This is a genomic window from Streptomyces sp. NPDC032091 (assembly GCF_055580265.1).
In genome coordinates this window covers 292,729-319,105 of sequence record NZ_JBVILR010000006.1, presented here as the reverse complement: position 1 = coordinate 319,105, position 26,377 = coordinate 292,729, and the positions used below count along the sequence as shown (strand labels likewise).

Genomic DNA, 26,377 nt, shown 5'->3' with positions numbered 1-26,377 from the left:
CCCCCCCCCCCCCCCTCCCCCCCCCCCCCCCCCCCCCCCCCCCCCCCCCCCCCCCCCCCCCCCCCCCCCCCCCCCCCCCCCCCCCCCCCCCCCCCGCCACCCTAGTGGTCCAGACCACTGGGGCCTGCGGTCGGGGGCGATTTCCGGCCACCTCCGGCCGGGACGAGGGGCCGTCAGGCGCAGAGCACCCGTGTTTCGGGGGTGTAGACCGGGCCGCCGTTGGTGTTCGTGCTGTCGCTGAACTCGGCGTAGTAGTACGAGTAGAAGCCGATGTTGCCGTTGCAGCCGGAGTCGGCGGCGATCTGGAGGGTCAGCGTCACGGTGCGGCTCTGGCCGGGGGGTATGGTCGCGCCGTAGTTGCCGCCGAGGTCGGACGGGCCGACGCCGGAACAGGCCGCGGCGCCGGTCGGGGTCGCCACGCTGCAGCCGGTGAAGCTGTACTTGAGGTCGGCGCGCTGGGTGGTGAGCCAGGTCGGGGAGATGGTCTGGTAGACGAACCAGACGTCGTAGGTCTTGTTGTTGGTGAGCGTCATCGAGAGGTTCACCGTGCCGCCGCGGGTCACGGTCGTGGCGTTCGTGGCGAACGTCAGGGAGGCCGGGGCGGGGTCGGCCTGGGCCGCGGGGGCGAGGCCGAACACGGCCAGGACGACGGCGAGGAGCGCGGTGAGGCCGAGGCGGCGCTTCAGAGGTGATCGCATGGCCCGGGAGGCTAGGGCGGTGCCTCGCGCCCCGTCTGCCCCCTGGGGGAGCGCGGGGGCGCGGGGCGGCCGGAAGTGTGCGCCCCGTGAAGGCGCCCCGGAGAACCCGTGAACGATGATCACGCACCGTATACGACCAGTCCACACAGGGTCCCCGACCGCCCGCCCCGAAACCCGCCGTCCCACACCCCCCTCACCCCTGGAATGGCGCGTACCCACCCCACCCCCTCCCCGGAACCCCACCCCCCACTTCCCACCCACCCCCCACCACCCGTCACCCGCCCCGAACCCCGGCCACCCCGACCCCCGCCCCACCCCGCCCCTCAACCGGAACCGCACTGCCGCCCGACTTCCGGATCTCGCGTGGACGCTCAGCGGCTCGCGCAGGGCAGCAGGGCCATCTCCCGGGCGTTCTTGATGGCGGGCCGTTCAGCCGCCGGAGCGGGGGTCAGGCCCTGTCGAGGAGGGAGTCGAAGGCCGCGGGCAGCCCCTTCCAGGCCTCGCGCCCCGCCGTGTACTCCGCGTCCGTGAGCAGGCAGGAGTCGAGGAGCCGCTCCAGCCCGTCCCGGTCGAGACCGGGCGAGGTGAAGACGAGGTGCTGGCAGCAGTCGCCGTGGTCGGGGTGCCAGTCGAGCGCGGCCGCCGCTCGGCGCAGGGGCGGGACCATCTCCCACGCCGCGTCCGGCAGGGACACCAGCCAGGGGCCGGCGCTCTCCACGCACAGGGCTCCGCCGGCGGCGTCCCAGGCGAGGAGCGTGTCGGGGCGGTCGGCGAGCCAGAACCGGCCGCGGCTGCGGGTGGCGGCGCAGCACAGGTCTTCGAGCGCCCGGTAGAGGCGTTCGGGGTGGAAGGGTCTGCGTCGGTGCCAGACCAGCGTGGCGACGCCGGCCTCGTCGGCGTCCTGCGGCAGCAGGGCGCACGCGGGGTGCTGGGCGGCCGCCGCGGCCTCGACGTCGAAGCCCGCGAACGCGGCCCGGGCCAGTTCGACGGAACCGGCGGGTACGCGCCGGGCGGTGGGGTGCAGTTGCGCGAGGAGCGCCCGGTCCTCTTCGTCGGCCTCGTCGCTGTCGACGACCGCCAGGACGGGCGCGTACTCCAGCTGCCGGGCAAAGGTGTCCCCGACGGTCCGCCGGTCGGTGGGGGCCGCCGCGAGGCCGGCTTCGGCCAGGTCGTCGCCGTTGCCGAGACAGGGCAGGACGAGCGCCGGGTCCACAGCGGTGATCACGTTGGTCAGGACGAGCCGGTCCCCTCCGTGCGCGGCGACGACTTCCGCCATGGCCTTCGGCTCGACCGAGTCCCACAGTTCGACCACGGCGAGCCGGGTCAGGCCGCCGTCCGCCATCCGCTCCAGCTCCGGCACCAGGTCCTCGCGCAGGGCGCAGCACGCGCAGTCGTTGACCAGCGGGGCATCACCCGAGGACAGGGTGCCGGAGGCGTCGCGGACGATCCGGAGCACGGTGCCGCCGGCGGCTCCGGCCAGATCGTGGTGCAGGGCCACACTCCCCGGCACGGACCGCAGAAGGCGTTCGACGACCTCCCCGCGCGCGTCGGCGTGCATCCCGGCGACGATCACGACGGGGAGCTGGTTCTCACGCGCCATCACCGGGTTCCGTAGCGGCGCTGGAACTTCTCGACGCGTCCGGCGGTGTCGAGGACGCGGGCGGTGCCCGTGTAGAAGGGGTGGCTCGCGGAGGAGATCTCCACGTCGACCACGGGGTAGGTGTTGCCGTCCTCCCATGCGACGGTCTTGTCGCTGCTCATCGTGGAACGGGTGAGGAAAGCGGTGCCGGAGGCGGTGTCGCGGAAGACGACGGGCCCGTAGGCGGGGTGGATGCCGGGCTTCACGGCAGGAACCTTTCGACGGTGGGACGGGGTTGCCGGGGGTCAGCGCTCTTCGCGGAAGTCGACGTGGCGCCTGGCGACGGGGTCGTACTTGCGCAGCACCAGCCGGTCGGGGTCGTTGCGCCGGTTCTTTCGGGTGACGTAGGTGAACCCGCTGCCGGCCGTGGAGCGGAGCTTGACGACCGGGCGGATCTCGTTGCGTGCCATGGCGCTACTATATGGGAATGGTTTCCATTTCCAATACGGGGACCCGACGAGAGAGGCTGCATCCATGTCGGCGCACTGCCAACTGACCGGCGCCAAGCCGGGCTTCGGCAACACCATCTCCCACTCCCACCGGCGCACCCCGCGCCGCTTCGACCCGAACATCCAGCACAAGCGCTACTGGCTGCCCAGCGAAGGGCGCCACGTCCGCCTGACGCTCAGCGCCAGGGCGGTCAAGACGGTGGACGCGATCGGCATCGAGGCCGCCGTGGCCCGCGTCCGCGCCCGAGGGGGGAAGGTCTGATGGCGAAGCGGAGCAAGATCGCGCAGAACGAGAAGCGCAAGGCGGTCGTCGAGCGGTACGCCGCCCGCCGGTCCGAACTCAAGGCGGCCATCCGCCGCCCGTCCTCCACCCCGGCCGAACGCGAGGCCGCCCTGGCGGAGCTGCGCCGGCAGCCCCGCGACGCCAGCGCCACCCGGGTCCGCAACCGCGACGCCGTCGACGGCCGCCCGCGCGGCTACCTGCGCAAGTTCGGCCTCTCCCGCGTCCGCACGCGCGAGCAGGCGCACGCCGGGTTCCTACCGGGAGTGACCAAGTCGTCCTGGTAGCCCACCCCGCGCCCGTCCGGACGGCGCCACGTTCCGGCACGCATCGCATCGCATCCACCCACCAGGACGAGGAGTTTCACCATGGCCGTCCCCAAGCGGAAAATGTCCCGCAGCAACACCCGCCACCGCCGCGCCCAGTGGAAGGCCGCCACGCCCCAGCTGGTACCGGTCACCGTCGACGGCGTCGTCCACCAGGTCCCGCAGCGGCTGGTGAAGGCGTACGAGCGCGGCCTCATCCACCCCGAGGGCTGAGTCCGCGGACTTCCTGCGCGAGCTCGAAGGCGGAGACGAACCGGCGGCGCGCGGGCTCGCCGCTCACGAGGACGACGAGCGCACCATCAGCGACCTGCTCATCGAACAGGTCGAGTTCGCCGACGTCATCGTCCTCAACAAGCTGGACCTGGTGAAGCCGGGCGGGGCCGCACGCCTGCGGGCGGCCCCGCCCGGCAACGGCGACCACGTCCCCGAGACGGAGGAGTACGGGATCTCCTCGGTCGCGTCCCGCGCCGACACCGCTTTCCGCCTCGGCAGGCCGTGGAGGTTCGTCACCGAGGACCTCGACGGCGGGACCTTCGGGCGGACCCTCCGCTCCAAGGGGCTCTTCTGGCCGGCCGCCCCCGAGTGACCGGCCGGTGGCCCCAGGCCGGCACCGTCGCCCGCTTCGAACCCGACACCGCACAGGGCCAGGAAGTGGTTCCACGCGCACACGGCGATCCGGGACAGCGAAGCCGCGAGCGGCGGCGCCGCTTCCCCGGCTCCGGCCGCCCGGTCGACCGTTCACCCGTCAGACGGATCCCACCATGACCGCGGACGGCCCGGCCGGCCAAATGGGCCGCCGGAGGATCCGGCGGCCCACCGCAAAGGGTTGAGGTTAGGAATTGGGTGGCCCCTGAAGCTCCCCAAGCCGCTTCGCGAGGGCGTATGCGGACTCCTTGTCACATGACAGGACAACGGAGAACCTACTGAGCGTCAGGCCTTCGGGCCGCTTGGTGTAGGACCATCGCTGGCCAGCGCGCCAAAGGGTTCTGAAGAACTCCCCTTGAGCAGCCTCATCCCCGGAAAGGGCACTTTCCGCAGACTCGATGATCAGGACATGGGAATCCGACGAAAGCCACTGAAGGTCACGAAGGCAGTCGTAGAAGGCGGCCCAGTTCCATCCAAAATATTCGGGAAAATGTAGCGATCCATAAAATTCCCGAAAGACCGCACTCTCATCCGGCATGTCCTTTCCACTGAGACGCGCCACGTGAACGCTGCCGGACACGGGCAGGAGTTCATCAAGCGGTAGGCCACCACCACCTGGGGAAATGACGTGCATCCATGGGGCGATGTGCATGGCCGATGTCTCTTCTGTCATCACTCCGCCCAACTGGGACTTCTGCCCACAATGGATGTCTGATAGCGAGTTCGAATCGAAGGTGATGGCGCGTCCCGGACGCGGTCAGGGCGGTGTGGTGCGGCGGCCGAGCTCATCGTACGCGTACGCCGTCGGCCGGCCCTTGACGGTCTCCAACCGAAGGCGGCCGTACCGGTCGCCTGAACGTGGCATCCGCGTTGACCGCTTTGGTCACGGCATTGCAATCACCACTTCACGGGGCGCTCGTCCGACTTCGGGGCTACGCCCTGTCGTTCGAAAGGACTGGAGAAGTCACGGTTCGGAACTCGGAGGTCTTGACCGACCTCGACTCGTCGAACCCGTCGGGTGTGTGTCCGGGCGACTTCCTCTCCGACAGCTCCGGCCTCGGGTACGCCGGTGGCGCGCTCCTGGCGGCCGGCGGTATCGCCATCCTCTTCGGGCTGATGACGTACGCCCAAGTCCAGGAGCGCCGGGCACCCCGCCGACGGGCGAATCGGTGCCCGGTCCGGACAAGGGGGCTGCGGTGTGGGCAGCCGGGCGCCGGGGGATGCCGCGTCGCCGGTCGGTGGGAGGCGAGGTACGCGCACGTCAATCGCGAGGCCGCCCCGGCGCACACCCGCCAGGAGTAATCGCGCGGCCCTGGTGCGTCGGGCAGCGGGGCCACCAAGCCCTGGCGCACGGCGCGTCCCCCTGCGAAGCCGTAGCCGGCGGCGCGCCGGGCCTGGTCGTCCACGGGCACTCGATCGTCTACAGTGCAGTAGACCGTCTACTTCGCTGTAGTCGGCAGGGCTCCTTCGGGTGGTCCCCCGTTTCCTCATCAGTGAGAGAGGCCGACCCGCTCCATGGTTACGTCCGCTTCCGCCGCCCTCGCCGTAAATCTCCTCGACGCCCATTCCCTGCTCGCCACGTTCGGTGTGATCGGCATCGCGGTGGTGATGTTCGCCGAGACCGGCCTGCTGGTCGGCTTCTTCCTGCCCGGGGACTCGCTGCTGTTCACCGCGGGGCTGCTGTGCGCGGGAGCAGCCGACGGGAGCACGAAGCTCTCCCTGCCGGCGGTGCTGGCCGCCGCAGTGATCGGTGCGCTGGCCGGGGCCCAGTGCGGCTATCTCATCGGCCGCCGGGCCGGGCCGGCCCTCCTCGCCCGCAGCCGTTCCAAGAAGCTCCATGAAGGCGCCGCGCGGGCCGAGGAACTCCTGGAGAAGTACGGACACGCCAAGGCGATCGTGCTGGCCCGGTTCGTGCCGGTGGTGCGGACCGTCCTCAACCCCCTCGCCGGAGTTCTGAACATTCCGAGCCGCGTGTTCACGTTGTGGCAGGTCGCCGGCGGTCTGCTGTGGACGGTCGGGCTGGTCCTGGCCGGCTACGCCCTCGGTTCGTCGATCCCCAGCGTCGACACGTACCTCCTGCCGATCGTGGGCCTGATCGTGGCGATCTCGCTGCTGCCCGTGGCGATCGAAATCCTCCGCTCCCGCAGGGGCGGCAAGCACCAGAACGGAACAGCACAGTGACCTCCGGCCACAACGGCTCCGGCTTCGACGGCAATGCCTACATCGACGTCATCGACCTCGCCCACCGGACACCGGGCTGGCTCAACGACCTCGTTGCCACCTGGTCGCTCTACGGCCTGCTGCTGTTCGCCGTGTTGATGGTCGCGGCGTGGTGGGGAGCCCGCCGCACCGGTTCCCCGGCGGCCGTCACCGCCCTCGCGGTCCCGCTGATCACGCTCGCCGGGTTCGGCGCCGATCTGCTGCTCAAGCTCGTCTTCCGCGAGGACCGGCCCTGCCAGAGCCTGCACGTGGCCGTGCTGGAAGCCTGCCCCGCCCCTGGGGACTGGTCCTTCCCCAGCAACCACGCCGCCATCGCCTCCGCAGCCGCTGTCGCCCTCCTCTTCGTGTCCCGTCGTCTGGGGGCCGTCGCCGTGGTGGGGGCGGTGCTGATGGCCGCCTCCCGGGTATGGGTCGGGGTGCATTACCCCCACGACGTCCTCGCGGGGCTCGTCGTGGGCGCCCTGGTTGCCGCCCTCTGCGGCCGGGCCGTCCGGCGCCGGCAGAGCGCCCTGGCGGACCGGCTCGGCCGGAGCCGGCTGCGCCCGCTGCTGAGCAGCCCGTGACGGACCCCCTCGTCTCCGAGCCCGTCGGCCCGGCCGTCGGTCGCCGGGCGGGATGGGTGGCCGTATCCGCCTTCGTTCTCCTGGCCGCGGTCGCGCTGTGGGTGACACGGGCCTCCGTCCGCCTGCTGCCGGGCGATGCGGGCCTGCACTCCTGGTCCGTGGCGCACCGCCCGGCCGGGGCGGCGGCCTTGGCCCGCGCGGTCACCGATACGGGGACCGGGGTCGTCCCCTACGCCGTGCTGTTCGTGGTCGGCGTGTACGTGGGGCGTACGGCCCGGCAGCGGTGCGCCGTCGCTCTCACGTCGATGGTGTGCCTCGGCGCGGGGCAGGCCCTTCGGTACTCGCTCATGTCGCTGGTCGCACGTCCGCGCCCGCCGGTCGGCGACTGGGCCGCGCACGCCTCGGGCTGGTCCTTCCCCTCGGGTCACACCGCCACGGCCGCGATGACCGCGGGCCTCGCCATCGCGGCACTGGTCCTCGGCGGCCGCGGGACGTCCCGCCTCGCCCTCTTCGTGATCGGCTCGTGGGGGGCCTCGGTCGGCCTGACGCGCGTGTACCTCGGTGTCCACTGGTTCACGGACGTGCTCGCAGGCTGGCTCTTCGCCGTCGGCTGGGTGTGCCTCGTGGTCTGGGCGTACGTGCGGTGGACTCCGGCCGTGGGTCGCGGGGAGGCCTGAGGTGGACAGGCGCATTCTCGTGGTCGAGGACGACCATCCCTTGCGGAGCGTGATCCTGCGCGGGTTGCGGGAAGAGGGCTTCGACCCGGTGCCCGCACCTGACGGGGCCACCGCCATACGGCTGGCCGACGACCGCTTCGACGCCGTCGTGCTGGATGTCGGCCTGCCCGACGCCGACGGCAGGGACGTCTGCCAGGCTCTGCGGGCCTCGGGCTTCACCGCACCGGTGATCTTCCTGACCGCACACCACCACCTGACCGACCGTCTGGCCGGCTTTTCCGCCGGCGGGGACGACTACCTCGCCAAGCCCTTCCACCTCGTCGAACTCGCCGCCAGGCTGCGCGCCGCCCTGAAGAGGGCCGGCCCGACTCCTACGGCGGCGGCAGCGGCAGCGGCAGCGGGCGACGTCAGCCTGGATCCGGCACGGTTCACCTGTACCGCCGCCGGTAGCCCTGTCGACCTCACCCCGACCGAGTTCCGGCTGCTGGCCGCACTCCTCGCCGGGGGCGGTGCCCTCGTCTCCCGCCGTGAACTCCTGCGGGCCGGCTGGCCGGAGGGAGCACAGGTCAGCGACAACACCCTCGACCAGTACCTGAGCCGCCTGCGCCGCAAACTCCGCACCGCGGGCAGCGAGCGGACGATCACGACCAGCAGAGGGATCGGGCACCGCTTGACATGAGGGACCGCTCCCCCGCCGGGCGCCGGCCGCTGACGCTGCGTGGCCGGCTCTCGCTGATCGCCGTTTCCGTAGCGGCCCTGCTGATGGCCGTCCTCATCGTCGCCTTCAACGCCATCGTCCGCCACCAGCTGGACCAGCGGGCGGACGACCACCTGCGCACCAGAGCGGCCGCCGTTGCCTCGACAGTGGACACCACCGGCCGCAAGGCCCGTGTGGTGGAAGTCCCCAACGACGACGCGCTGGACTCCGACGTGTGGATCCATGCGGGCCATGAGCGACTTGAGTCCCCTCCCGGGGCGGCCGACGACGGGCCCCTGACGCGGGCCGCCGATGGCCTGGCCGCCGGCGGGCGTCCGCACTGCGTCACCGTCTCCGACCACACCCCCGTTCGGCTGTGCGCACTGCCCGTCGCCGGGAACGCCCCCGCCACCGTGGTCGCCGCCGTCAGCCTCGTCCCGTACAGGACCTCGGCGGACACCGTCCTGCACGCGACGCTGGCCCTGGGCGTCGTCATGCTCGTCCTGACCTACGCCCTGACCCGCCTCGCGGTACGCCGTGCGCTGCGCCCCGTGCAGGCCATGACCGAACAGGCCGCCACGTGGAGCACGCAGCTCGGTGACGACCGGTTCGGTACGAGCGGGCGGCCGGCCGAACTCGCCGCGCTCGCCACCTCCTTGGACACGCTCCTCGACAAGATCCGGGCCGGACTGCTGCACGAGCGGCAGCTGACGCGAGAGCTCTCCCACGAACTGCGGAACCCGCTGGCCCGCATCGTGGCCGAACTGGATTGGTGGCGTATCCGCCCGCGTTCCACGGAAGAGACGCAGAGCTCACTCACGGTGGTCGAGGATGCGGCGTCGTCCATGAGGACGATCTGCGACACCCTCCTGGACGAAGCCCAGGGCGCAGCCTCAACCCACCGGGGCCCGGCCGACGTTCACGCCTCCCTGGCCCGTGTGGTCGGTTCGAGCACTCCCCCGCCGACGGTCACCCTCAGTGTCGCACCGCCGACCGGACGGCTCATGGCCGCAGCACCGGCGGCCATCGTGGAACGGGCGGTCAGCCCACTGGTGGACAACGCCCTGCGCTACGCGCGCTCCCGGGTCGCTGTCGTCGCCCGCCTGGAAGGGGCAGACATCCGTATCGAGGTGACGGACGACGGCCCGGGCGTTCCCACCTCGTTCATTCCCGAGCTCTTCGCCCCCGGGCAGAGGGCAGATGCCGAAGACGGCCATCCAGGGGCGGGCCTGGGGCTGCCGCTCGCACGACGCCTGGCCCGTTCTGCCGGCGGCGACGTCCACCACGACGCATCACACCGGGGCGCATCGCACCGGGACGCATCGCACCGGGGCGACACCCGTTTCGTGGTCACCCTGCCCGCGGCCTGACGCACCACTGCGTCCGCCGTGCGCCGTGCGGACAGGCCCCAGGCCCGTCAGGCCGACGCGGGGTCCGTCGGCGAGCGGCGGGACAGGGCCTCGGAGGCCTTCGCCGTGGCGTACAGGGACACGCCGAGGGCGAGGGCCATGGCTGCTCCGGCGCCGAAGAGGCTGCCGGAGGAAACCGCCTTGGCGTCGCCGGCCTCGCCGCGGGCGGAGCCGGTGAGGAAGGGAACGACGGCCAGGACGGCGACCCCGAGGGCGACTTCGCCCCAGATGACGAGGGGGAAGTGCCGCAGGGTGAGGCGGCGCAGGGAGACGGTGTCGTCGGCGCGCCGGGCCCGGGCGATGCGGGGCATGAGCCAGAACTGGTTGAAGGCTCCGGCGGCGACGAGCCCGAGGACGAGGACGATCTTCACGAGCAGGGCGATGCCGTATCCGGTGGTCCACAGCTGGGAGACGGCGCCGACATGCTTCCAGGTGAGCCACAGCCCGGACAGCAGGACGGCACCGACGCAGATCATGGCGACCAGACTGAACCGGCGCCACATCTCGGCCCACAACAGGCCGGCGCCGTCGCCGAGCCGCGACCGGGTACCGACCGCGAGGACGGCGAGCAGAGCGAGGCCGCCGACCCAGACGGTGCCCGAGACGATGTGGGCCTGGTTCAGGAAGAGGTCGAGCCAGCGGTCGAGATCGGCCGGGGCGGTCGCCGGAACCGCGGCGATCAGGGTGATGGCGAGGGACGCGGGAAGCACGGCGAGAGCGATGCCGTCCACACGTCGGCGAACGCCCGGAACGAACAGCGCGATCATCGCTGCCGCGGCCACGAGCAGGACGAGGTTCTGGAGGAGGTAGAGGGTTCCTTGCGCGATCCAGGCGCCCTTGGCCGCGGGGGCCTGCAGGAAGTCCCAGATCCTGCCCGGAGCGAGCGCGTCACCGAAGGGCATCCCCTTGCCGGCCCGCGCCACGCGGGCAGCGAGCTGGAAGTAGCCCGCGAGGAGCAGCACCACTCCCGCCCAGGCCGTGTAGATCGCCGATCTGGATCTCAGGGCGCCCACGTCGGCGGAATCGCCCGTGCCGAGAGCCCTCTTGAGCGACGGCCGGACGGTGGTGGCGTAGGTGACGGTGGTGCCGATCGCGGCGCTGAGGCCGACGAAGTACCCGGCCTTGGTCAAGACACGCCAAGTGGGGGGCACCGTGTATCCGGCCGGGTCGGCGGCCAGCAGCAGGCTGTTCATGAGGGGAGGCTAGCCTTACTTAGGTGAGCCTACCCTCACACTTCCTCACACTTTAACGTTCGATTGTTCTTTCTTCATCAACCCGTAATGCCACTCCCGGCGATCACACGCGGCGCCGAATCCTTCCTTCAGCCTCCGGTCGGCGAGCCACTACGCTGTCTACAGCACAGTAGTCAACCTGCGTGTACGTCGACGCAGGGATCGCAGCGGTCTAGGGGGACCCATGTCCGACGAAGGCGAGCGCCGGCCCGCCGGGGAGCTCGAGTCCAGCGTGCTCGCCGCACTGTGGGCCGCCGGGACGGCACAGTCGGCCGCGCAGGTCAGGGCCTCACTGCCGCAGGACCTGGCGCGCACCACGGTGGCCACGCTCCTGGGGCGGCTGCACGACAAGGGACTGGTGGGGCGCCGGCCCGGCGGTCGCGGCTTCGTCTACTTCGCCGTTCAGGACACCCACGGCCTCGCCGCTCGCCGGATGCACCGCGAACTCGACGGGGGCAGTGACCGGAGCATGGTGCTGGCGCGGTTCGTCGAGGGCCTCGATCCACACGACGAAGCCGAACTGCGCCGCCTCCTGCAAGAGGACCGGCCATGATCGTTCTGCTGGTAGTCCCCCTGTTGCTGCCCTGGATCCTGCCGGCCCTCGCACGGCGCACGGCCGAGCGGGTGCGGCCGGACATCGCTCTCTGGGCGATCGCCACCAGCACGGCCGCATTGGCGCTCGGGGTCGCCGCATGCCTGGGCACCCTGCTGCTCCCACTCGCCCTGCGCCTGCCGGCCCTCGCCGACTTCGCGCATCTGCTCCGGCCCGTCCAAGCGGGCCCGGCGGTCCTCGTGTTCTGCGCCTCGGTGCTGGCGGGCGGCGCGATCGCCGTGAGCGTGACCGCGGGGGCGCGCGGCGCCAGGGCGGAGCTGAGGCGGGTGCGCACGGTCCGGAAGCTGGTCGCGGGGATGCCGGAGGCCGGGGGCCTGTGCGTGGTCGACGACGAGCGGCCGGACGCTTTCGCGCTGCCGGGCTGGATGCGCCGATCGGACCGCATCGTGGTCACCGCCGGCATGCTCCGGGCCCTGGACCCGGGCGAGCGGGAAGCGCTCCTGGGGCACGAACGCGCCCACCTGGCGGGCCGCCACCACCTGTTCCTGTCCGTCGCGCAGCTCGCCGGCTGGTGTCATCCCGCCCTGGCCGCCGTCGTTCCGGTGGTCTCCTTCGCGGCTGAACGCGCAGCCGACGAAGCCGCCGCGCACGCGTGCGGGGACCGGCGGCTGGCCGCCCGGGCCATTGGGCGGGCAGCACTCGCGGCGGCCTCCCTCCGCAGCGGCCTGCAGGCGCCCACGGCTGCGGCTCGCGCCACCACCGGACCCGTGCCCGCTCGGGTCAAGGCGCTTCTTTCCCAGGCTCCGGTGCGGCGCGTCGTTCCCGCCCTGCTGGCCATGGCCCTGCTGTGCACGGCCGCGGGCGCGTCCTCCCTCGGCGGGGCCGTCTGGCTGCACCGCGGAGTGGAAGTGGCGCAGGGCGAACACCCCACCGACTGAGCCTGAACCGGCGCCCCGCCTCGAACTCGGGCCATACGGGTGGTCGCGGAGGACGACGGCTGCGAGGTGTCGAAGGCACGCCGCGCTTGGTCCGTCGGCCCACCGGAATGTGGCACGGGGTGCTGCTCTCAGTGGGGTTGCCGCTCGCGTGCCCGGGAGTTGTTACCGCCCCCTGACCGGTCACGGAAGTGGCCGTAGGCCATGAAGGCGAAGAGGACGGCCAGGAGTACCGCCGAGGAGCCGGCGGTGCCCAGGTCGAGGCCGCCCTTGGCAGTGGGCTTGGTGAGGTAGTCGCCCGCGGTGGCGCCGAAGGGGCGGGTGAGGACGAAGGCGATCCAGAAGAGGAGAACGTTGGGGACGAAGGGCACGCGGATGAGGGCGACGAGGACGAGGAGCACACCGGTGATCAGAAGGACGCTGCCCATGTAGCCGAGTCCGGAGCTGTCGGAGAGGAAGTCGCCCATCGAGGTGCCCAGGGTGTTCGAGACGAGGATCGCCGACCAGAACAGCGCCTCGCCGCGGAAGGTCACGATGTCCCGGATGACGAAGGTCTGGCCGGTGGACTTCCAGGCGACGAAGATCGCGGCGAGCAGGGTGACGAGGATGGCCGCGCCGGCTGGATAGCCGAGCCCCAGCCCCTGCGGGCCCCAGCCCAGAGAAGTGGTGCCCCGCGCGAGGTACTTGGAGCTGGCGTCGCGGTTCATGAAGTCCGACACGGTGGTGCCGACCATGCTCGTGGAGACGATGACGGGCCAGTAGAAGAACGGGTTGTAGTGCTTGGCCCGCAGCTGCACCAGCAGGGTCACCACGAACATCAGGAACAGGGCGATCGTGGTGAGGAAGTAGCCCAGGCGCAGGGTCTGCGCGAACAGGTCTCCGGCGGTCTCGCCCAGGGTGGTGGCGGCGATCTTCATGACCCAGAAGGCGAGGGTGACCTCCGGCAGCTTCCGCACCACGTACCGGGCCGTGCCCGCTCCCTCCGCGTCGGGCAGAGTGAGCACGGGCGCCCGTCGCGCCTCCCTTGCCGGGGACGGCGGACGCGGCGCGAGGTGCAGGCGTCCTTCGTGCATCGCCCACCGCTTGCGCAGTCGTCCTGCGACCTCCGGGTCATGCGTGGTGACCACGAGGGCGGCTCCCGCCTCGTCAGCGGCTGCGCAGAGGACGTCCATGACCCGCCGGCCCGTGGCGCGGTCGAGGTCGCTGGTGGGGTCGTCCGCCAGGATCAGGCGTGGGGCGGTGGCCAGTGTGCGGGCGATGGCGACGTGCTTGGCCTGGCCACCGGAGAGCTCGGCCGGCATCTTGTGGGCGAGGTCGGCAGCCGCCACGACAGTGAGGCAGTGCAGCGCCCTGAGATGCGCGGATTCCCTGGGCACACCGGCCAGGACCAGAGGCAGCGCGGCGTTCTCCGCCACATTCAGCGCCGGTACGAGGGTGGGCCCCTCAAGCACGATTCCGACTTGCCCGCGTGCTGGAACCCGGGGAAGTCCCGGCCAGCTGACCTCTCCGGCCGTGGGCTGGACGACGTCTGCCATCAGGTGCAGCAGGGTGGACTTGCCGGATCCCGAAGGGCCCGTGATGGCGATCCGGTCGCCGGCGTGGACCTCGCACGTGGCGCTGTTCACGGCGCCCGGCTCGGTCGGCTCGTTGCCGTGGGTGCGGGCCGCTTCCCGGCAGCGCAGGAGCAGGGTGTCGGCGGCGGTCACGGCAGGCCCCCTTGACATTTCGGCAGGTCGACCCGGCAGGCGGGCACGGGAGCGGAAAGGGTGATGCCTCGCATGATCATGGCCCTCTCGGAAGACGAGGCGGACGACACGTCTCCTCCGACGCTAGGCAATGACGGGTTAGCGTCCGGCCCGTTCGCGGTGAGACGACGGTAAACGCCCAGGTCACCCGCCCAGACCGGGCGTCCTTCCCTGCCCGCCCGCCCCGACGCAGGGAGATGCGCCAGGGCGTCGGCGTCGGCGTCGGGCATACGTCAGGTTGTGCCGCCGAGAGAGGTGAGGAGCGTGGTGAGCGCGTCGACCTCGGTGGCCTTGTCGGGGCGCGGGGCGCGCACTGCCTTCAGGACCTGGTCGATCTCGCCGTCGAGGAAGCCCCACGCCTTCTCGTTCTTGGGCTCAAGGGTGGACTGGTCCTCGTCCCACGCGGCCTCCAGGTCGGTGACGCGGCCGGCCGCGGCTCGCTGATCACCCGCGTCGACCTTCGCCAGGGTGTCGGCGGTGAGGGTGCGGAACGTGGCGAGGTCGGCCGGAGGGAACGGTGCCGTCGCCTCCTGCGGGGTGAGGTGACCGGCCGCGGGCGCGGGGGTGCCCGCTTCCTCGCTCGCGGTGGCGTGCGGCTGGTGGTTCGCCCAGGCGAGCAGCGCCGTGGCCGCGACGGCTACGACGGCGTGGTAGGCGAGCATGCCGCGCTCACGTGCCGGACTCGGCGTCCGCGGGGCACGGGCCGGTTCCTGGGCCTCGATGACGTCACTGCGGCTGAACGTCAGGTACACGACCGTGACGAGGATGGCGACCAGGAAGATCACGCTGGTCAGTGCGGTGCCAAGACCCAGGCCGCCCTCGCCGCTGGACGATCCGAGCCAGTCGCCGAGGTTGGCGCCGAGCGGGCGGGTGAGGACGTAGGCCAGCCAGAAGGAGAGCACGGCGTTGGCGCCGAGGCGCCGGCCGACGACGGTCGCGGCGATCAGGCTGAGCGGCAGGAGGACGGAGACCCCCGCGGTCCAGCCGGTGAGTTCGAGGGTCCAGTCCCCGGTGGCGGTGCCGAGCGCGAAGGTGACCAGGACCGCGAGCCAGTAGAAGAGTTCGCGGGGCCGGGTGGTGATGCTGTGGACCGACAGGGTCCCCTCTCGCACGTACCAGACGCCGAAGACCAGGGCGAGCACGGCGGCGAACACACCGCTGCTCAGGGGGAGGGGCACTCCCAGGCTGTCAGTGAGGATGTCGGTGTAGAGGGTGCCGGTCACGCTGACCACCACGACGGTGAGCCAGTACACGAACGGGATGTAGCGCGAGGCGCCGAGTTGCCAGGCCAGGACTGCTGCCAGGGCTCCGGTGAAGATCAGCGCGGTGTTGAACAGGCCGACGCCGAGGTTCATGTTGATCCAGTCGGCGAAGCTCTCGCCCACCGTGGTGCACAGGATCTTGATGACCCAGAACCAGACCGTGACCCCGGGCACCTTGTTCGGCATCCGGCCGGCAGAGGTCCGGACGCTCTCGCCGGCTCGCGGCTGGTCTCCTGGGCGGGCGGCTGCCCCTGGAGCCGTGGGACTCTCGGACGTTTCGTAGGTCATGCGGCCCGACTGTGCCATCGGGAACCTGAACGCATCCTGACCATCCGGCCGGAGCCCCCGTGGCCGTACTCGGTGGTGCGCGGTCGAGTACGGCCACGGGGGCCGAGCGTCAGGACGAAGTCCGTGCCGCACCGCGGTCGGCCGCGCTCAGCCACAGGACCACGGCGACGATGATCACGGCGAGGACCAGGCTGACCGGCCCGGTACCCAGCCCGAGGCCGCCGCGCTCGGCGCCGACACCGGCCCAGTCCGCGAAGGAGGCGCCGAGGGGGCGGGTGAGCACGTACGCCCACCAGAAGCCGAGCACGGGCGGGAGGGCGAACAGCCTGTGAGCCAGTGCCGGCAGGGCGATCAGGGCGGCGAAGAGCAGTCCCGACGGCAGGTATCCCCAGCCCAGGGTCGCCGCGGTCAGGTCACCGACGGCCGTGCCGAGGGCGAAGGTGGCCATGACCACGGTCCAGTAGAAGACCTCGCGGCGTCCACCGGACACGGTCTCCACGGCGAGCGTGCCCTCGGTCCGCCGCCAGACCGAGAAGACCAGGGCCAGGGCCAGGGCGAACGCCAGCGCGGACACCGTGTAGGGCACGCCGAGGGCGACGTGCGCGACGTCTGCGGCCATGGTCCCGAAGACGCTGACCATGACCACGGCGGACCAGTAGACGGCCGGGACGTAGCGGCGCGTGCGGGCCTGCGCAGCCAGCGCGGCGGCCAGCAGGAGGCCGGCCGCCGCGACCGCGGGGACGGGCCCGAGGGTCCGTGCGAGGTAGTCCGAGGTGGTCTCGCCCATGCCGGTGGTGAGGATCTTGACGATCCAGAACACCGCGGTCACCTCGGGGACCTTGCTCGCCGCGGAGCGTACGGCCTGTGCCTGGGCGCGGCGGTGCGCCCGAGGGGTTGTCGTGGCGCCCAAGACGGCGGCACTCCTTTCTGCGCGGCGCGGCGGGGCCGCGCCGCCCGATCGGTCTGGTTCAGCCGCCCAGAACGGTGTTGCCGGTCAGCGTGCCGCCGGCACCGTCGACGGTCACCGCGTGCCGCACGCCGTCGGGTCCGACGACGACGACCCGCCAGGCTCGGCCGCCGCCCTGCTCCGTGACCGGTGCCAGCGACTCGACCTTGCCGTCGTTGACGGCCGCGGCGGCCTTGCTCACGGCGTCCGCTGCGGAGAGCGACGGCAGCGGGGCCGGCGCGTCGTTGGCCGAAGGGGCACGGAAGCCGCCGGCACGCGGGCCTCGCTCACCCTCCTTGTGCCGGCCGTCGTGTCCGGCGCGGCCGTCGCGGCCCCCGTCCCCCCGCTCGTGGTCTCCGGCCGCCACCTTGTGCTCGCCGCGTCCCTCTTCCTCGTGATGGTGGATGGCCGCCGCAGCCGCGCCACCGCCGATCACCACGACCGCGGCGGCACCGGCTGCCGCCCATCGGGCCCTGCGGCTGCCCAGCCGGCCCTTGCGGGCCGGCTTCTTCGCCGGGGTGCCGGAGCCCCCCTCGCCCGCCTGCTCCTGCGGCTCGACGCCACCCACGGATTCACTCACTGTGACCACCCCGACCTCTTGGCACGGTCCGGGGCCTTGCGCCCGGACGTCGGGGCACAGCATCGTCCGGACACGCTGAAGGGATGCTGAAGACCTGAAGGCCCCTTCAGCTTGGCGGCTCCGCCGCCGGGCGGCGTGCCACTCTGGGGGCATGCGTGTACTGGTGGTGGAGGACGAGCGCCGGATGGCCCTGGCGCTTCAGCACGGGCTGACCGCCGAGGGGTTCAGTGTGGACGTCGCCCACGACGGCCTGTCCGGCTTCGCCAGGGCCACCCGCAACACCTACGACGTCGTCGTGCTCGACATCATGCTGCCCGGCCTGAACGGCTACCGTGTGTGCTCGCGTCTACGGGCCTGCGGCAGCGACGTCGGCATCCTCATGCTGACCGCCAAGGACGGCGAATGGGACGAGGCCGAGGCCCTGGACACCGGCGCCGACGACTACCTCTCCAAGCCGTTCTCCTTCGTGGTGCTCGTCGCCCGCCTGCGGGCGCTGGCCCGCCGGATCGGCAGCCGCGCCCCGCAGCGCACCGTCCTGGGCGACCTGGTCGTCGACTCCGCCGCCCGCACCTGCACCCGCGGCGGCACGCACATCCCCCTCACGCCACGGGAGTTCGCGGTCCTGGACCACCTGGCGCGGCGGGCCGGTGAGGCCGTCTCCAAGCGCGAGATCCTGGACGAGGTCTGGGACGGCAACACAGACAGCGACCCCAACACCGTGGAAGTCCACGTGAGCGCCCTGCGGCGCAAGATCGACGCCCCGTTCGGGCGGGCGGCGGTGCAGACCGTCCGAGGCGCCGGTTACCGGCTGGCGGCCGACGGTGGCTGAGCCGCGAACGGTCACGCCCGAGCCGCGGCGCCCCGGTATGGTCCCCTCCGCACGCCGCCGGGCCGGTGCGCTTCTGCGCCCCTTGGCCGCTCACCCCAGGGCGGCTGCGCTGCTCCAGCGGCTGGCGCCGCGCTCGGTCCGCACCCGTACCACCCTCGCCGCGTGCGTGAGCGTCGCCGTCGTCATGCTCGCCGCATCGGCCGTCGTCCAGACCCTGTTGCGCGTCAACCTGGAACACACCGTCGAAACCGGGGCGCGCGAGGAGACCCAGGCCGTTTCACGCCTCGCCGCCGCCGGCCACCTCACCCCTCGGCTGCCGCTCGGCCCCGGAACCGACTTCATCCAGGTCGTCGACGCCCACGGAAGGGTGGTCGCACAGAGCCAGAACCTCACCGGTCGCCCCACCCTCACCCCCACGGGCACCCACGAGGGCCACCGGACGTACAACTTCGACGCCCTGGGCGAGAAGCACGACCAGCGCGTCACGACCGTCACCACCGACACCCCCACCGGGCCGGTGACCATTCACGTCGGCGCCTCACTGCGTACGGCCGACACGGCGGAGGACATCACCACGGCAGCCCTCACCGTCCTGAGCGTCCTGTTGCTCCTCACCGTCGGCGTCCTGACCTGGCGTACGACCGGCCGCGCGCTGCGGCCCGTCGAAGCCATCCGGGCCGAGGTCGCCGCGATCAGCGACCGCGACCTGGACCGCCGGGTCCCCGCCCCGCGCGGCGCCGACGAGATCGCCCGCCTCGCCGAGACCATGAACGCCATGCTGGAACGCCTGGAAGCGGCGGGGATCCGGCAGCGCAGGTTCATCGCCGATGCCTCCCACGAACTCCGCAGCCCCCTCGCCGTGCTTCGGACCCAGCTGGAGGTCGCGCACACCCATCCCGACCCGAAGGTGCGCGACACCCTGCTGGAGGGCGCCCTCCAGGACACCGAACGCCTCCAGGCGCTCTCCGCCGACCTGCTGCTGCTCGCCCGCCTCGACGCCACCGGCCAAAGTCGGCCCGGCGAACCCGTCGACCTCACCGACCTCGTCCGTACCACCGTGGCGGCACGCTCGACGGACCCGCACGAGGTCGCCCTCCACACGTCCGGCGACATCACCGTCTCCGGCAATGCGCTGTGGCTCGGCCGTCTCCTGACCAACCTCCTGGACAACGCCCAGCGGCACGCCCGTCAGTCCGTCACCGTGCGGCTCGCGGCGGACCCGGTGACCGGCGACGCCGTCCTGGACGTCTCGAACGACGGTCCCGCGATCGCCGCCGCCGACCGGGAGAAGATCTTCGAGCGGTTCACGCGCCTCGACGACGCGAGGAGCCGCGACGACGGTGGCACGGGCCTCGGCCTGTCCATCGCCCTCGACATCGCGGCCCTGCACAGCGGCACGATCACCGTCGAAGACACTTCGGACGGCGTCACCTTCCGCACCCGCCTCGTCGCCGGCCCCCGCCGGTAGCCGCTGCTCGCCGCGAACCGGCTCACGGCTGTTCGCGCAGGGGCAGCAGCAGCGTGAACCGGGTCGGAGCGGTGGAGGTCAGCGAGAGGCGGCCGCCGGCCGCAGCGGCGAGCTGGCGTGCGAGAGCCAAGCCGATGCCGGAGCCGTCGCCGATACCCCGCTCGAAGATCATCTGAGCGTCCAAGTCGGCGGTTCCCTCATCGGCGACGTCCAGGGCGATGGCCGTCGTCAGATCGCGCAGGGTCAGGGTGACGGTTCCCCGGCCGTGCCGGTGGGCGTTCTCCAGGAGGATGTCCAGGATCTGTTCGACCGTCCGGTCCGGCACCTCCAATCCCCCGGCCTGGGGTTCCCAGGTCGTGGTCAGGCGGCGTCCGTCTTCGGCGAAGGCACCGTGCCAGCGGTGCTCGGCGGCCTCCAGGACGTCTTCGGCGGGCTGTTCATGGACCGTTGGAAGCGGACCTGCTCCCGACCTCGCGAGTCTCAGGACCTCTTCGACGGTGTGGTCCAGGTGCCTGGAGCGTTCCGCGGCCTCGGCGAGGGCGGACCGCGGGTCCGCGTCCGGATCGGCCAAGGCGGCTTCCAGACCGAGCTGCAAGCCGGCCAAGGGGGTGCGCAGCTGGTGGGAGGCATTGGCCGTGAAATGGCGTTCGTGTGCGAGGAGCTGCGCCAGGCGGTCGACCATGGTGTTGTGGGCCGTGGCGACCTCGTCGATCTCCGCGATCGTGCTCGGCTCGGCTCGCGCGGTGAGGTCTCCGTCGGCGACGGCGAGCGAGGTGCCGGCGAGGGCCTCCAGAGGGGCGGCGAGGACGGATGCCTGTCGGCGGGCGACGATCACCGCCGCGCCGAGTGCCACCAGGCCAAGGCCCAGCAGGGCGGCCCAGCCCCACAGGACCCGTGCCCACACGGTGCTCGCGCTCGTCGAGGCGCGGATCACTCCGATGACCTGCTCGCCACTGGAGACGGGCACCGCGACGACCAGTTCACCGTCGGACCGGCTCTGGATCACGCTCCCCGCCAGCGCGCGGGTGACAGCGCCCCCTCCGTGGGCCGGCCCCGCCCCGGAACGCAGTCTTCCCGCCGTGTCGTAGAGGGCGAGTCCTTCGCCGGGACGAGCCGCGTGCAGTTCGACCGGGTCCCGCGTCGCGAATTCGGGTCCCACCCGGACGACGGCGGCCATGGCGTCACGTTCCAGTTCTCCGCCTTCGTCGGCGAAGAACGCGTAGCGGACGGCCACCGCCAGCGGCACGGCGAGCAAGATCAGGGCGACGGCCGCGGCCACCAGGGCCACGCGGACCACGCGAGCTCTCATAGCGCCCATCATGAAGGCGGGGCAGCCGCCGCCGGCGCTTCCGGTACGGCGGGTTTTGCCGTCCTCTCACCGTGCGCGGGGCGGGCGCTAACCGGCGTGGACCTAGTGTCGCAGTCGGAGCAGTCCGCCTCCTGTGAAGGAGCACGAGGACCATGCGACTCACCTATGTCCTTCCCCTTCCCGTGGTCGCGCTGACCGTGGCCCTGTCCGCGCTGGCGGGTTGCGGTTCCGCGCACCCTCCCGCCCTTCCCCGAGCCGCCGTCGCCGTCACGGCACCGGCTCCTGCGGAGTCCAACCCGGCCGGCGACATCCCCGACAACCAGGCCTATGTCATCTACCGGTCCGCTTCCGGCTCGTTCAGCCTGAAGGTGCCTGAGGGGTGGTCCCGTACGGACGCGGCCAACGGCGACGTCACGTTCACCGACAAGCTGAACCGCATCGCTGTCCACACCGGCGCGGCGCCAGCGCCCGCCACGGTGCGGAGCGTCAACGCATCCGTCGTCCCGGCACTGCGCGGACAGGTCCCCGGCTTCACCGCGGGCAAGGCCACCACGGTCACCCGGCCCGCAGGAGAGGCGGTCCTCTACACCTACCAGGGCGACGGTCCCACGGACCCGGTGACCGGCAAGGCGGTACGCGACGCCTTCGAGAGGTACGCGTTCTTCCACGCCGGTCAGGAGACCACCCTCACCCTTTCGGGACCGGTCGGAGCCGACAACGTCGACCCCTGGCGCACCGTCACGGACTCGCTGAGGTGGCAGTGATGGGCAGGGCCGACGGCCGTGCGGCCGAGGTCCTGACCGCCCACGACCTGTACCGCTTCTACCGTTCGGGCGTGGAGGAGACCCTCGCGCTGCGGGGGGTCAGCCTGAGCTTGGGGCGCGGGGAGACCCTCGCCGTCATCGGTCCGTCCGGATCGGGGAAGTCCACGCTGCTGGCCTGCCTGGCCGGGTTGGACGAGCCGGACGGCGGCTACGTGTACGTGGGCGGCGAGCGTGTCAGCCACCTGCCCGAAGCGGCGCGGGCCCGGGTGCGGGCCCGGCGGATCGGCGTGCTGCTCCAGTCCGGGAACCTCCTGCCCCACCTCGATCTGGCCGGCAACATCCGCCTGGCCCGCTCGGCGGCCCGCGCGCCCGGCCCCTCGTCCCACCGGCCCGACGCCGGAGAACTCCTCGACCAGGTGGGGCTGGGCGCCCGCGGCCGGGCGCTGGTCCGCGAGCTGGCCGGAGGAGAACGGGCCCGCGCGGGTCTGGCCGTCGCCCTGGCCAACGATCCCGCCGTCCTGCTCGCCGACGAGCCCACGGGCGAACTCGACGGCCGCACCGAACAGCGGATCCTCGACCTGCTGCAGGACCGGGCGCGCCGCGGAACCGGGGTCCTCCTCGTCACCCACAGCCGGCAGGCGGTCAGGATCGCCGACCGGGTCGTCGTCTTGCGCGACGGAAGGATCCGGCGGTGAACACCACCGACGTCCTGGTCCGGTGCGAGGCGGCAGCCCGCACGTACGGCACAGGAACCACCGCCGTCGTCGCGGTCCACGGCGCCAGCTGCGAGGTCCGTACGGGGGACCGCATCGCGATCACCGGTCCCTCGGGATCCGGCAAGTCCACCCTGCTCCACCTGATGGCCGCCCTCGAAGAGCCGACCACCGGCACGGTCACCTGGCCTGCCCTGGCCGAGAAGCCCGGGCCGGAGGCCGTCGGGGTCGTCTTCCAGGGTCCGAGCCTCATCCCCGCCCTGGACGTCGTGGAGAACACGGCCCTCCCCCTGGTCCTCTCCGGGCAGTCGGAACCGTCCGCCCGCCGACGCGCCCTGGACTGCCTTGCCCTCGTAGCCGCCGCCCACCTCGTGGACAAGCTGCCCGAGGAACTCTCCGGCGGGCAGACGCAGCGGGTGGCCGTCGCCCGGGCACTGGCGGCAGCGCCCCGGCTCATCCTCGCGGACGAGCCGACGGGACAACTCGACCGGGCCACGGGACGACACGTCATCGACGTGCTCCTGTCCGCCGCGGACACCCTCGGCGCCGGCCTGGTCGTCACCACCCATGATCCCGGCGTCGCCCGGCGCCTGAGCCGGCAGTGGTCCATGCACGACGGCCGCCTCCAGCCCGAACCCGACGCCTCCTCACCCTCCGTGACGGCCACTGCGCGGGGGGCCGAGCCGTGATCGTCAGCTGGGTCCGGGGACTCCTGCTCCACCGGACGGGGCGGCTCGCCGCCACTGCTGCGGGCATCGCCCTCGCGGTCGCACTCGTCGCCGCCCTCGGTTCCTTCCTGACCGCCTCGAAGTCCACGATGACGCACCGCGCCGTGCGTTCGGTGGCCGTCGACTGGCAGGCCGGGGTCCAGCCCGGCGCCGACACGCGCGCCGTCGTCGCGGCGATCCGGGCCGACCCGGGCGTCCGTGCCAGTGAAACGGTCGGCATGGTCCGCAGCACCGGGCTGCAGAGCACCACCGCGGGCAGCACCCAGAGCACCGGTCCGGGCATCGTTCTCGGACTGTCCGACGGCTACCGCCAGACCTTCCCCCACGCCGTGCGCCTGCTCACCGGGACCGGCACCGGAGTGCTCCTCGCCCAGCAGACCGCGGCGAACCTGCACGCGGCACCGGGTGACACCGTCACCGTCCATCTGCCGGGCACCGCGCCCGCCTCCGTGCCCGTGGCAGGGGTCGTGGACCTGCCCCAGGCGGACTCCCTGTTCCAGAAGGTCGGCGCCCCGCCACAGTCCCAGCCCTCCGCCCCGCCCGACAATGTCGTCATCGTCCCGCAGAGCCTCTTCACGCGGCTGACCGCGCCGATCGCCACCACGGATCCGACCGCCGTCACCACGCAGATCCACATCGCCCGCGACGCACCTCTACCGGCCGACCCGGCGGCCGCCTACACCGCTGTCACCGCTGCCGTCCGCAACCTGGAAGCCCGCACGGCCGGCGGCGTCGTCATCGGAGACAACCTGGGCGCCACACTCGATGCCGCCCGCCAGGACGCCCTCTACGCCCAGGTCCTCTTCCTGTTCCTGGGGATTCCCGGCTCCGTGCTCGCCGCCCTGTTGACCGCCGCGGTGGCCGGGGCGGGCGCTGACCGCAGACGCCAGGAACAGGCACTTCTGCGCACCCGCGGACTCTCGCCCCGCCGAGTGATCGCCCTGGCCGCGGCCGAGGCCGCCGTAGTCGGAATCACCGGAGGTCTGCTGGGCATCGGGATCGCCGCACTCGCCGGCCTGGCCGCCTTCGGCACCGCCTCCTTCGGGGTGAGCGCCGCCTCCGCACTGGCCTGGTCCTCCGCCGCCTTCCTGCTGGGCGTTGCCGTGGCCGGCGCGGCCGTCCTGGTTCCCGCGCTCCGTGACCTGCGGGCCACCACGATCGCCCAGGCCCGGCGTGAGGTGCGGCGCGCCCGTTCCCCCCGCTGGATGCGCTACGGCCTGGACTTCGTCCTCCTCGCCGTCTCCCTGCTGGTCTTCACGGCAGCCGGGGCCAACCAGTACGCCCTCGTCCTGGCCCCGGAAGGCGTGCCGAGCATCTCTGTGTCCTACTGGGCCTTCCTCGGGCCCGCCCTGCTGTGGCTCGGCGGCGCCCTGCTCCTGTGGCGGCTGATCTACCTGGCCCTCGCCCACGGCAGGCCGGTCCTCGCCCGCCTCGCGCGGCCCCTGACGGGCACGCTCGCCGCCACCACGGCGGCCGGCATGTCGCGCAGGCGCCGGCCGCTGGCACACGCGGCCGTCCTGTTGGGCCTGGCCCTGGCCTTCGCCGTGTCCACCTCCGTCTTCAACGCCACCTACCGGCAGCAGGCAGAGGTCGACGCGCGCCTCACCAACGGCGCCGACGTCACCGTCACCGAGCCTCCCGGTACGAGCACCGGGCCCGGCGCGGCCGCGGCTCTGCACGTGGCGGGCGTCCGGCACGTCGAACCCCTCGTCCACCGCTTCGCCTACGTCGGGGCGGACCTCCAGGACCTGTACGGCGTCCGGGCCGCCACCATCGCGAGCGCCACCTCGCTCCAGGACGCCTACTTCGCGGGCGGCACGGCTCGCGCCCTGATGCACCGGCTCGCCGCCCGCCCCGACGCCCTCCTCGTCAGCGAGGAGACCGTAAAGGACTTCCGTCTCGCCCCCGGAGACACGGTCAACCTGCGGCTTCGGGACAGCCGCACCCGGGCCCTGCGCACCGTTGCCTTCCACTACGCGGGCGTCGTCAAGGAGTTCCCCACCGCACCCAAGGACAGCTTCCTGGTCGCGAACGCCGACTACCTGGCACGTGCCACGGGCAGTGACGCCGTCGGCTCGTTCCTCATCGACACGGGCGGCACGGACCAGCACACCGTCGCCGACACCCTGCGCCACCGGCTGGGCCCCTCCGCCACGGTCACCGACATCACCCAGACCCGCTCGAACGTCGGCTCCAGCCTGACCTCCGTGGATCTGGCCGGCCTGTCCCGGATCGAACTCGGCTTCGCCGTGCTCCTGGCCGCCGCATCCGGAGGCATCGTGCTGGCCCTGGGCCTGGCCGAACGCCGACGCACCTTCGCGATCACCACCGTGCTCGGCGCCACACGGAGCCAGCTGCGCGGCCTGGTCCTGGCCGAGGCGGCCTCCCTGACCACCGCGGGGTTCGGGGGCGGCGCCGTCGTCGGCTGGGCCCTGTCCCAGATGCTGATCAAGGTGCTGACCGGCGTCTTCGACCCGCCACCGGCCCACGCGGCCATCCCCTGGGGCTACCTGGGCCTCACCGCCGGGGCGTCCGTCGCAGCGCTCACCGCGGCGGCCCTGAACGCTGCCCGACGCTCGGCCCGCCCACCCGTCGAGGAACTGCGCGAACTGTGACACCCACGCCTACGCTGCTGACCATGCCCGCCCCCCACGACCGCAACCACTCCCCCGCCCTCCTGATCATCGAGGACGACGACACCATCGGACGCCACCTCGACACCGGACTCCGGGCGCACGGGTACGCCACCACGTGGTGCCGCACCGGGAACGGGGGGCTCCAAGCGGCTCGTGCCACACCGCCGGAGATCATCCTGCTCGATCTCGGCCTGCCGGACGCGGACGGCATCGACATCGCCCGGGAGCTCCGCAGCCGCCATCCCGATCTGCTGCTCGTCATCCTGACCGCCCGCAGCGAAGAGATCGACATCATCGCCGGGCTCGACGCCGGTGCCGACGACTACCTCGTCAAACCCTTCGCCCTGTCCGTGCTGCTGGCCCGGCTCCGCGCCCACCTGCGCCGCCTTCCCCCCGGACACGACGATCAAGAGACGGTGCACCGCATCGGGCCCCTCGTGGTGGACACGCGCGCCCGAACATGTCTCCTGGGCAGTGAAGGGGTCGCTCTGCGCCCGAAGGAATTCGACCTGCTCGCCGTGCTGGCCAAGCACGCCGGCACCGCCGTCTCGCGCGAAGACCTCATGGCCCAGGTGTGGGACGAGAACTGGTTCGGCCCCACCAAGACCCTGGACGTCACCCTGGCCTCGCTCCGCCACCGGCTCGCCCAGACCGCTGCCCGGGCCGTTCCCCCCACGCGCCCTCCGAGCATCTCCACCCTCCGCGGCTTCGGCTACCGCCTCGAAGCCGAGCGTGGGTGACAGGAGAGCGCCGCTTCGAGACCCCGTGCCTGCGCTGGCACCTTGG

General features: G+C 72.3%; 28 protein-coding genes and 1 pseudogene. 18 read left to right on the top strand and 11 right to left on the bottom strand.

Going from position 1 to position 26,377, the window contains the following annotated elements; all coding sequences use genetic code 11:
* Positions 1–173 precede the first annotated feature (173 nt).
* The 4 genes from ACZ5NJ_RS13415 to rpmG all read right to left on the bottom strand — a co-directional run bounded on the left by ACZ5NJ_RS13415 (position 174) and on the right by rpmG (position 2,747).
* Positions 174–698, bottom strand: coding sequence for a hypothetical protein (locus ACZ5NJ_RS13415; RefSeq protein WP_468764957.1), 525 nt, complete (start codon positions 696–698; stop codon positions 174–176).
* Positions 699–1,146: 448 nt separating this feature from the next.
* Entirely contained in the window at positions 1,147–2,298 is a 1,152-nt protein-coding gene (locus ACZ5NJ_RS13410; protein ID WP_468764956.1) for a CobW family GTP-binding protein, read from the bottom strand.
* Entirely contained in the window at positions 2,298–2,543 is a 246-nt protein-coding gene (locus ACZ5NJ_RS13405) for a type B 50S ribosomal protein L31 (RefSeq protein ID WP_468764955.1), read from the bottom strand. Before ACZ5NJ_RS13405 ends, ACZ5NJ_RS13410 begins: the two co-directional genes overlap by 1 nt.
* A 39-nt stretch (positions 2,544–2,582) precedes the next feature.
* Complete coding sequence (rpmG, locus tag ACZ5NJ_RS13400; protein ID WP_468764954.1) at positions 2,583–2,747, bottom strand: 50S ribosomal protein L33; 165 nt, start codon at positions 2,745–2,747, stop codon at positions 2,583–2,585.
* Positions 2,748–2,811: 64 nt separating this feature from the next.
* Here rpmG and rpmB point away from each other — a divergent pair, with 64 nt between their 5' ends.
* The 4 genes and pseudogenes from rpmB to ACZ5NJ_RS13380 all read left to right on the top strand — a co-directional run.
* Entirely contained in the window at positions 2,812–3,048 is a 237-nt protein-coding gene (rpmB, locus tag ACZ5NJ_RS13395) for a 50S ribosomal protein L28 (protein ID WP_468764953.1), read from the top strand.
* Positions 3,048–3,353: a 30S ribosomal protein S14 gene (gene rpsN, locus ACZ5NJ_RS13390; protein ID WP_468764952.1), complete on the top strand. Its 306-nt coding sequence runs from the start codon at positions 3,048–3,050 to the stop codon at positions 3,351–3,353. Before rpmB ends, rpsN begins: the two co-directional genes overlap by 1 nt.
* An 81-nt stretch (positions 3,354–3,434) precedes the next feature.
* On the top strand, positions 3,435–3,605 hold the full coding sequence (gene rpmF / locus ACZ5NJ_RS13385) for a 50S ribosomal protein L32 (RefSeq protein WP_468764951.1): 171 nt from the start codon (positions 3,435–3,437) through the stop codon (positions 3,603–3,605).
* A pseudogene (locus ACZ5NJ_RS13380) lies at positions 3,604–4,049 on the top strand (GTP-binding protein); the annotation flags it as partial. The gene rpmF and the pseudogene ACZ5NJ_RS13380, both read left to right, overlap by 2 nt.
* Positions 4,050–4,224: 175 nt before the next feature.
* Here ACZ5NJ_RS13380 and ACZ5NJ_RS13375 read toward each other — a convergent pair.
* Complete coding sequence (locus ACZ5NJ_RS13375) at positions 4,225–4,671, bottom strand: barstar family protein (protein ID WP_468764978.1); 447 nt, start codon at positions 4,669–4,671, stop codon at positions 4,225–4,227.
* An 881-nt stretch (positions 4,672–5,552) separates the two neighbouring features.
* On the opposite strand from ACZ5NJ_RS13375, the gene ACZ5NJ_RS13370 reads away from it, so the two are divergent.
* Genes ACZ5NJ_RS13370 through ACZ5NJ_RS13350 form a run of 5 tightly spaced genes read left to right on the top strand, consistent with a single transcriptional unit; the run spans position 5,553 to position 9,564 of the window.
* Entirely contained in the window at positions 5,553–6,218 is a 666-nt protein-coding gene (locus ACZ5NJ_RS13370; RefSeq protein WP_468764950.1) for a DedA family protein, read from the top strand.
* Positions 6,215–6,820 carry a phosphatase PAP2 family protein gene (locus ACZ5NJ_RS13365; protein WP_468764949.1) on the top strand — a complete coding sequence of 202 codons (606 nt, stop codon included), beginning with the start codon at positions 6,215–6,217 and terminating at the stop codon, positions 6,818–6,820. The genes ACZ5NJ_RS13370 and ACZ5NJ_RS13365 overlap by 4 nt, the downstream gene beginning before the upstream one ends.
* Entirely contained in the window at positions 6,817–7,497 is a 681-nt protein-coding gene (locus ACZ5NJ_RS13360) for a phosphatase PAP2 family protein (RefSeq protein ID WP_468764948.1), read from the top strand. The genes ACZ5NJ_RS13365 and ACZ5NJ_RS13360 overlap by 4 nt, the downstream gene beginning before the upstream one ends.
* A 1-nt stretch (position 7,498) precedes the next feature.
* Positions 7,499–8,176: a response regulator transcription factor gene (locus ACZ5NJ_RS13355; protein WP_468764947.1), complete on the top strand. Its 678-nt coding sequence runs from the start codon at positions 7,499–7,501 to the stop codon at positions 8,174–8,176.
* On the top strand, positions 8,173–9,564 hold the full coding sequence (locus tag ACZ5NJ_RS13350) for a sensor histidine kinase (protein ID WP_468764946.1): 1,392 nt from the start codon (positions 8,173–8,175) through the stop codon (positions 9,562–9,564). Before ACZ5NJ_RS13355 ends, ACZ5NJ_RS13350 begins: the two co-directional genes overlap by 4 nt.
* Before the next feature lie 47 nt (positions 9,565–9,611).
* Here the strand turns inward: ACZ5NJ_RS13350 and ACZ5NJ_RS13345 are convergent, their stop codons facing one another.
* Positions 9,612–10,796, bottom strand: coding sequence for a copper resistance D family protein (locus ACZ5NJ_RS13345; RefSeq protein WP_468764945.1), 1,185 nt, complete (start codon positions 10,794–10,796; stop codon positions 9,612–9,614).
* Between the two features lie 223 nt (positions 10,797–11,019).
* Here ACZ5NJ_RS13345 and ACZ5NJ_RS13340 point away from each other — a divergent pair, with 223 nt between their 5' ends.
* Both ACZ5NJ_RS13340 and ACZ5NJ_RS13335 read left to right on the top strand, forming a co-directional pair.
* On the top strand, positions 11,020–11,388 hold the full coding sequence (locus ACZ5NJ_RS13340; RefSeq protein WP_468764944.1) for a BlaI/MecI/CopY family transcriptional regulator: 369 nt from the start codon (positions 11,020–11,022) through the stop codon (positions 11,386–11,388).
* Positions 11,385–12,326, top strand: a complete 942-nt coding sequence (locus ACZ5NJ_RS13335) for a M48 family metalloprotease (protein ID WP_468764943.1) — start codon at positions 11,385–11,387, stop codon at positions 12,324–12,326. The genes ACZ5NJ_RS13340 and ACZ5NJ_RS13335 overlap by 4 nt, the downstream gene beginning before the upstream one ends.
* Positions 12,327–12,454: 128 nt before the next feature.
* Here the strand turns inward: ACZ5NJ_RS13335 and ACZ5NJ_RS13330 are convergent, their stop codons facing one another.
* The 4 genes from ACZ5NJ_RS13330 to ACZ5NJ_RS13315 all read right to left on the bottom strand — a co-directional run bounded on the left by ACZ5NJ_RS13330 (position 12,455) and on the right by ACZ5NJ_RS13315 (position 17,144).
* On the bottom strand, positions 12,455–14,029 hold the full coding sequence (locus ACZ5NJ_RS13330; protein WP_468764942.1) for an ATP-binding cassette domain-containing protein: 1,575 nt from the start codon (positions 14,027–14,029) through the stop codon (positions 12,455–12,457).
* A gap of 272 nt (positions 14,030–14,301) precedes the next feature.
* Entirely contained in the window at positions 14,302–15,516 is a 1,215-nt protein-coding gene (locus tag ACZ5NJ_RS13325; RefSeq protein WP_468764941.1) for a COG4705 family protein, read from the bottom strand.
* Positions 15,517–15,727: 211 nt separating this feature from the next.
* Positions 15,728–16,528: a COG4705 family protein gene (locus ACZ5NJ_RS13320; protein ID WP_468764940.1), complete on the bottom strand. Its 801-nt coding sequence runs from the start codon at positions 16,526–16,528 to the stop codon at positions 15,728–15,730.
* Positions 16,529–16,586: 58 nt separating this feature from the next.
* Positions 16,587–17,144 (bottom strand): hypothetical protein, encoded by a 558-nt coding sequence (locus tag ACZ5NJ_RS13315; RefSeq protein ID WP_468764939.1) that lies wholly within the window; start codon positions 17,142–17,144, stop codon positions 16,587–16,589.
* 151 nt (positions 17,145–17,295) lie between these two features.
* Here ACZ5NJ_RS13315 and ACZ5NJ_RS13310 point away from each other — a divergent pair, with 151 nt between their 5' ends.
* Both ACZ5NJ_RS13310 and ACZ5NJ_RS13305 read left to right on the top strand, forming a co-directional pair.
* Positions 17,296–17,973, top strand: a complete 678-nt coding sequence (locus tag ACZ5NJ_RS13310; RefSeq protein ID WP_468764938.1) for a response regulator transcription factor — start codon at positions 17,296–17,298, stop codon at positions 17,971–17,973.
* Positions 17,974–18,055: 82 nt separating this feature from the next.
* The gene (locus ACZ5NJ_RS13305) at positions 18,056–19,441 is read left to right on the top strand and encodes a sensor histidine kinase (protein WP_468764937.1); all 1,386 of its coding nucleotides are present in this window, start codon (positions 18,056–18,058) and stop codon (positions 19,439–19,441) included.
* Positions 19,442–19,463: 22 nt separating this feature from the next.
* Here ACZ5NJ_RS13305 and ACZ5NJ_RS13300 read toward each other — a convergent pair whose 3' ends face one another.
* Positions 19,464–20,750: a sensor histidine kinase gene (locus ACZ5NJ_RS13300; protein WP_468764936.1), complete on the bottom strand. Its 1,287-nt coding sequence runs from the start codon at positions 20,748–20,750 to the stop codon at positions 19,464–19,466.
* Between the two features lie 152 nt (positions 20,751–20,902).
* Here ACZ5NJ_RS13300 and ACZ5NJ_RS13295 point away from each other — a divergent pair, with 152 nt between their 5' ends.
* From ACZ5NJ_RS13295 to ACZ5NJ_RS13275, 5 genes are read left to right on the top strand one after another with little or no spacing between them, the layout of a single operon-like run.
* Positions 20,903–21,514, top strand: coding sequence for a hypothetical protein (locus ACZ5NJ_RS13295; RefSeq protein WP_468764935.1), 612 nt, complete (start codon positions 20,903–20,905; stop codon positions 21,512–21,514).
* On the top strand, positions 21,514–22,209 hold the full coding sequence (locus ACZ5NJ_RS13290; RefSeq protein WP_468764934.1) for an ABC transporter ATP-binding protein: 696 nt from the start codon (positions 21,514–21,516) through the stop codon (positions 22,207–22,209). Before ACZ5NJ_RS13295 ends, ACZ5NJ_RS13290 begins: the two co-directional genes overlap by 1 nt.
* A complete protein-coding gene (locus tag ACZ5NJ_RS13285) occupies positions 22,206–22,916 on the top strand; it encodes an ABC transporter ATP-binding protein (protein WP_468764933.1) in 711 nt (236 codons plus the stop codon). The genes ACZ5NJ_RS13290 and ACZ5NJ_RS13285 overlap by 4 nt, the downstream gene beginning before the upstream one ends.
* Positions 22,913–25,570 (top strand): ABC transporter permease, encoded by a 2,658-nt coding sequence (locus tag ACZ5NJ_RS13280; RefSeq protein ID WP_468764932.1) that lies wholly within the window; start codon positions 22,913–22,915, stop codon positions 25,568–25,570. Before ACZ5NJ_RS13285 ends, ACZ5NJ_RS13280 begins: the two co-directional genes overlap by 4 nt.
* A 23-nt stretch (positions 25,571–25,593) precedes the next feature.
* On the top strand, positions 25,594–26,331 hold the full coding sequence (locus ACZ5NJ_RS13275) for a response regulator transcription factor (RefSeq protein WP_468764931.1): 738 nt from the start codon (positions 25,594–25,596) through the stop codon (positions 26,329–26,331).
* Positions 26,332–26,377 lie beyond the last annotated feature (46 nt).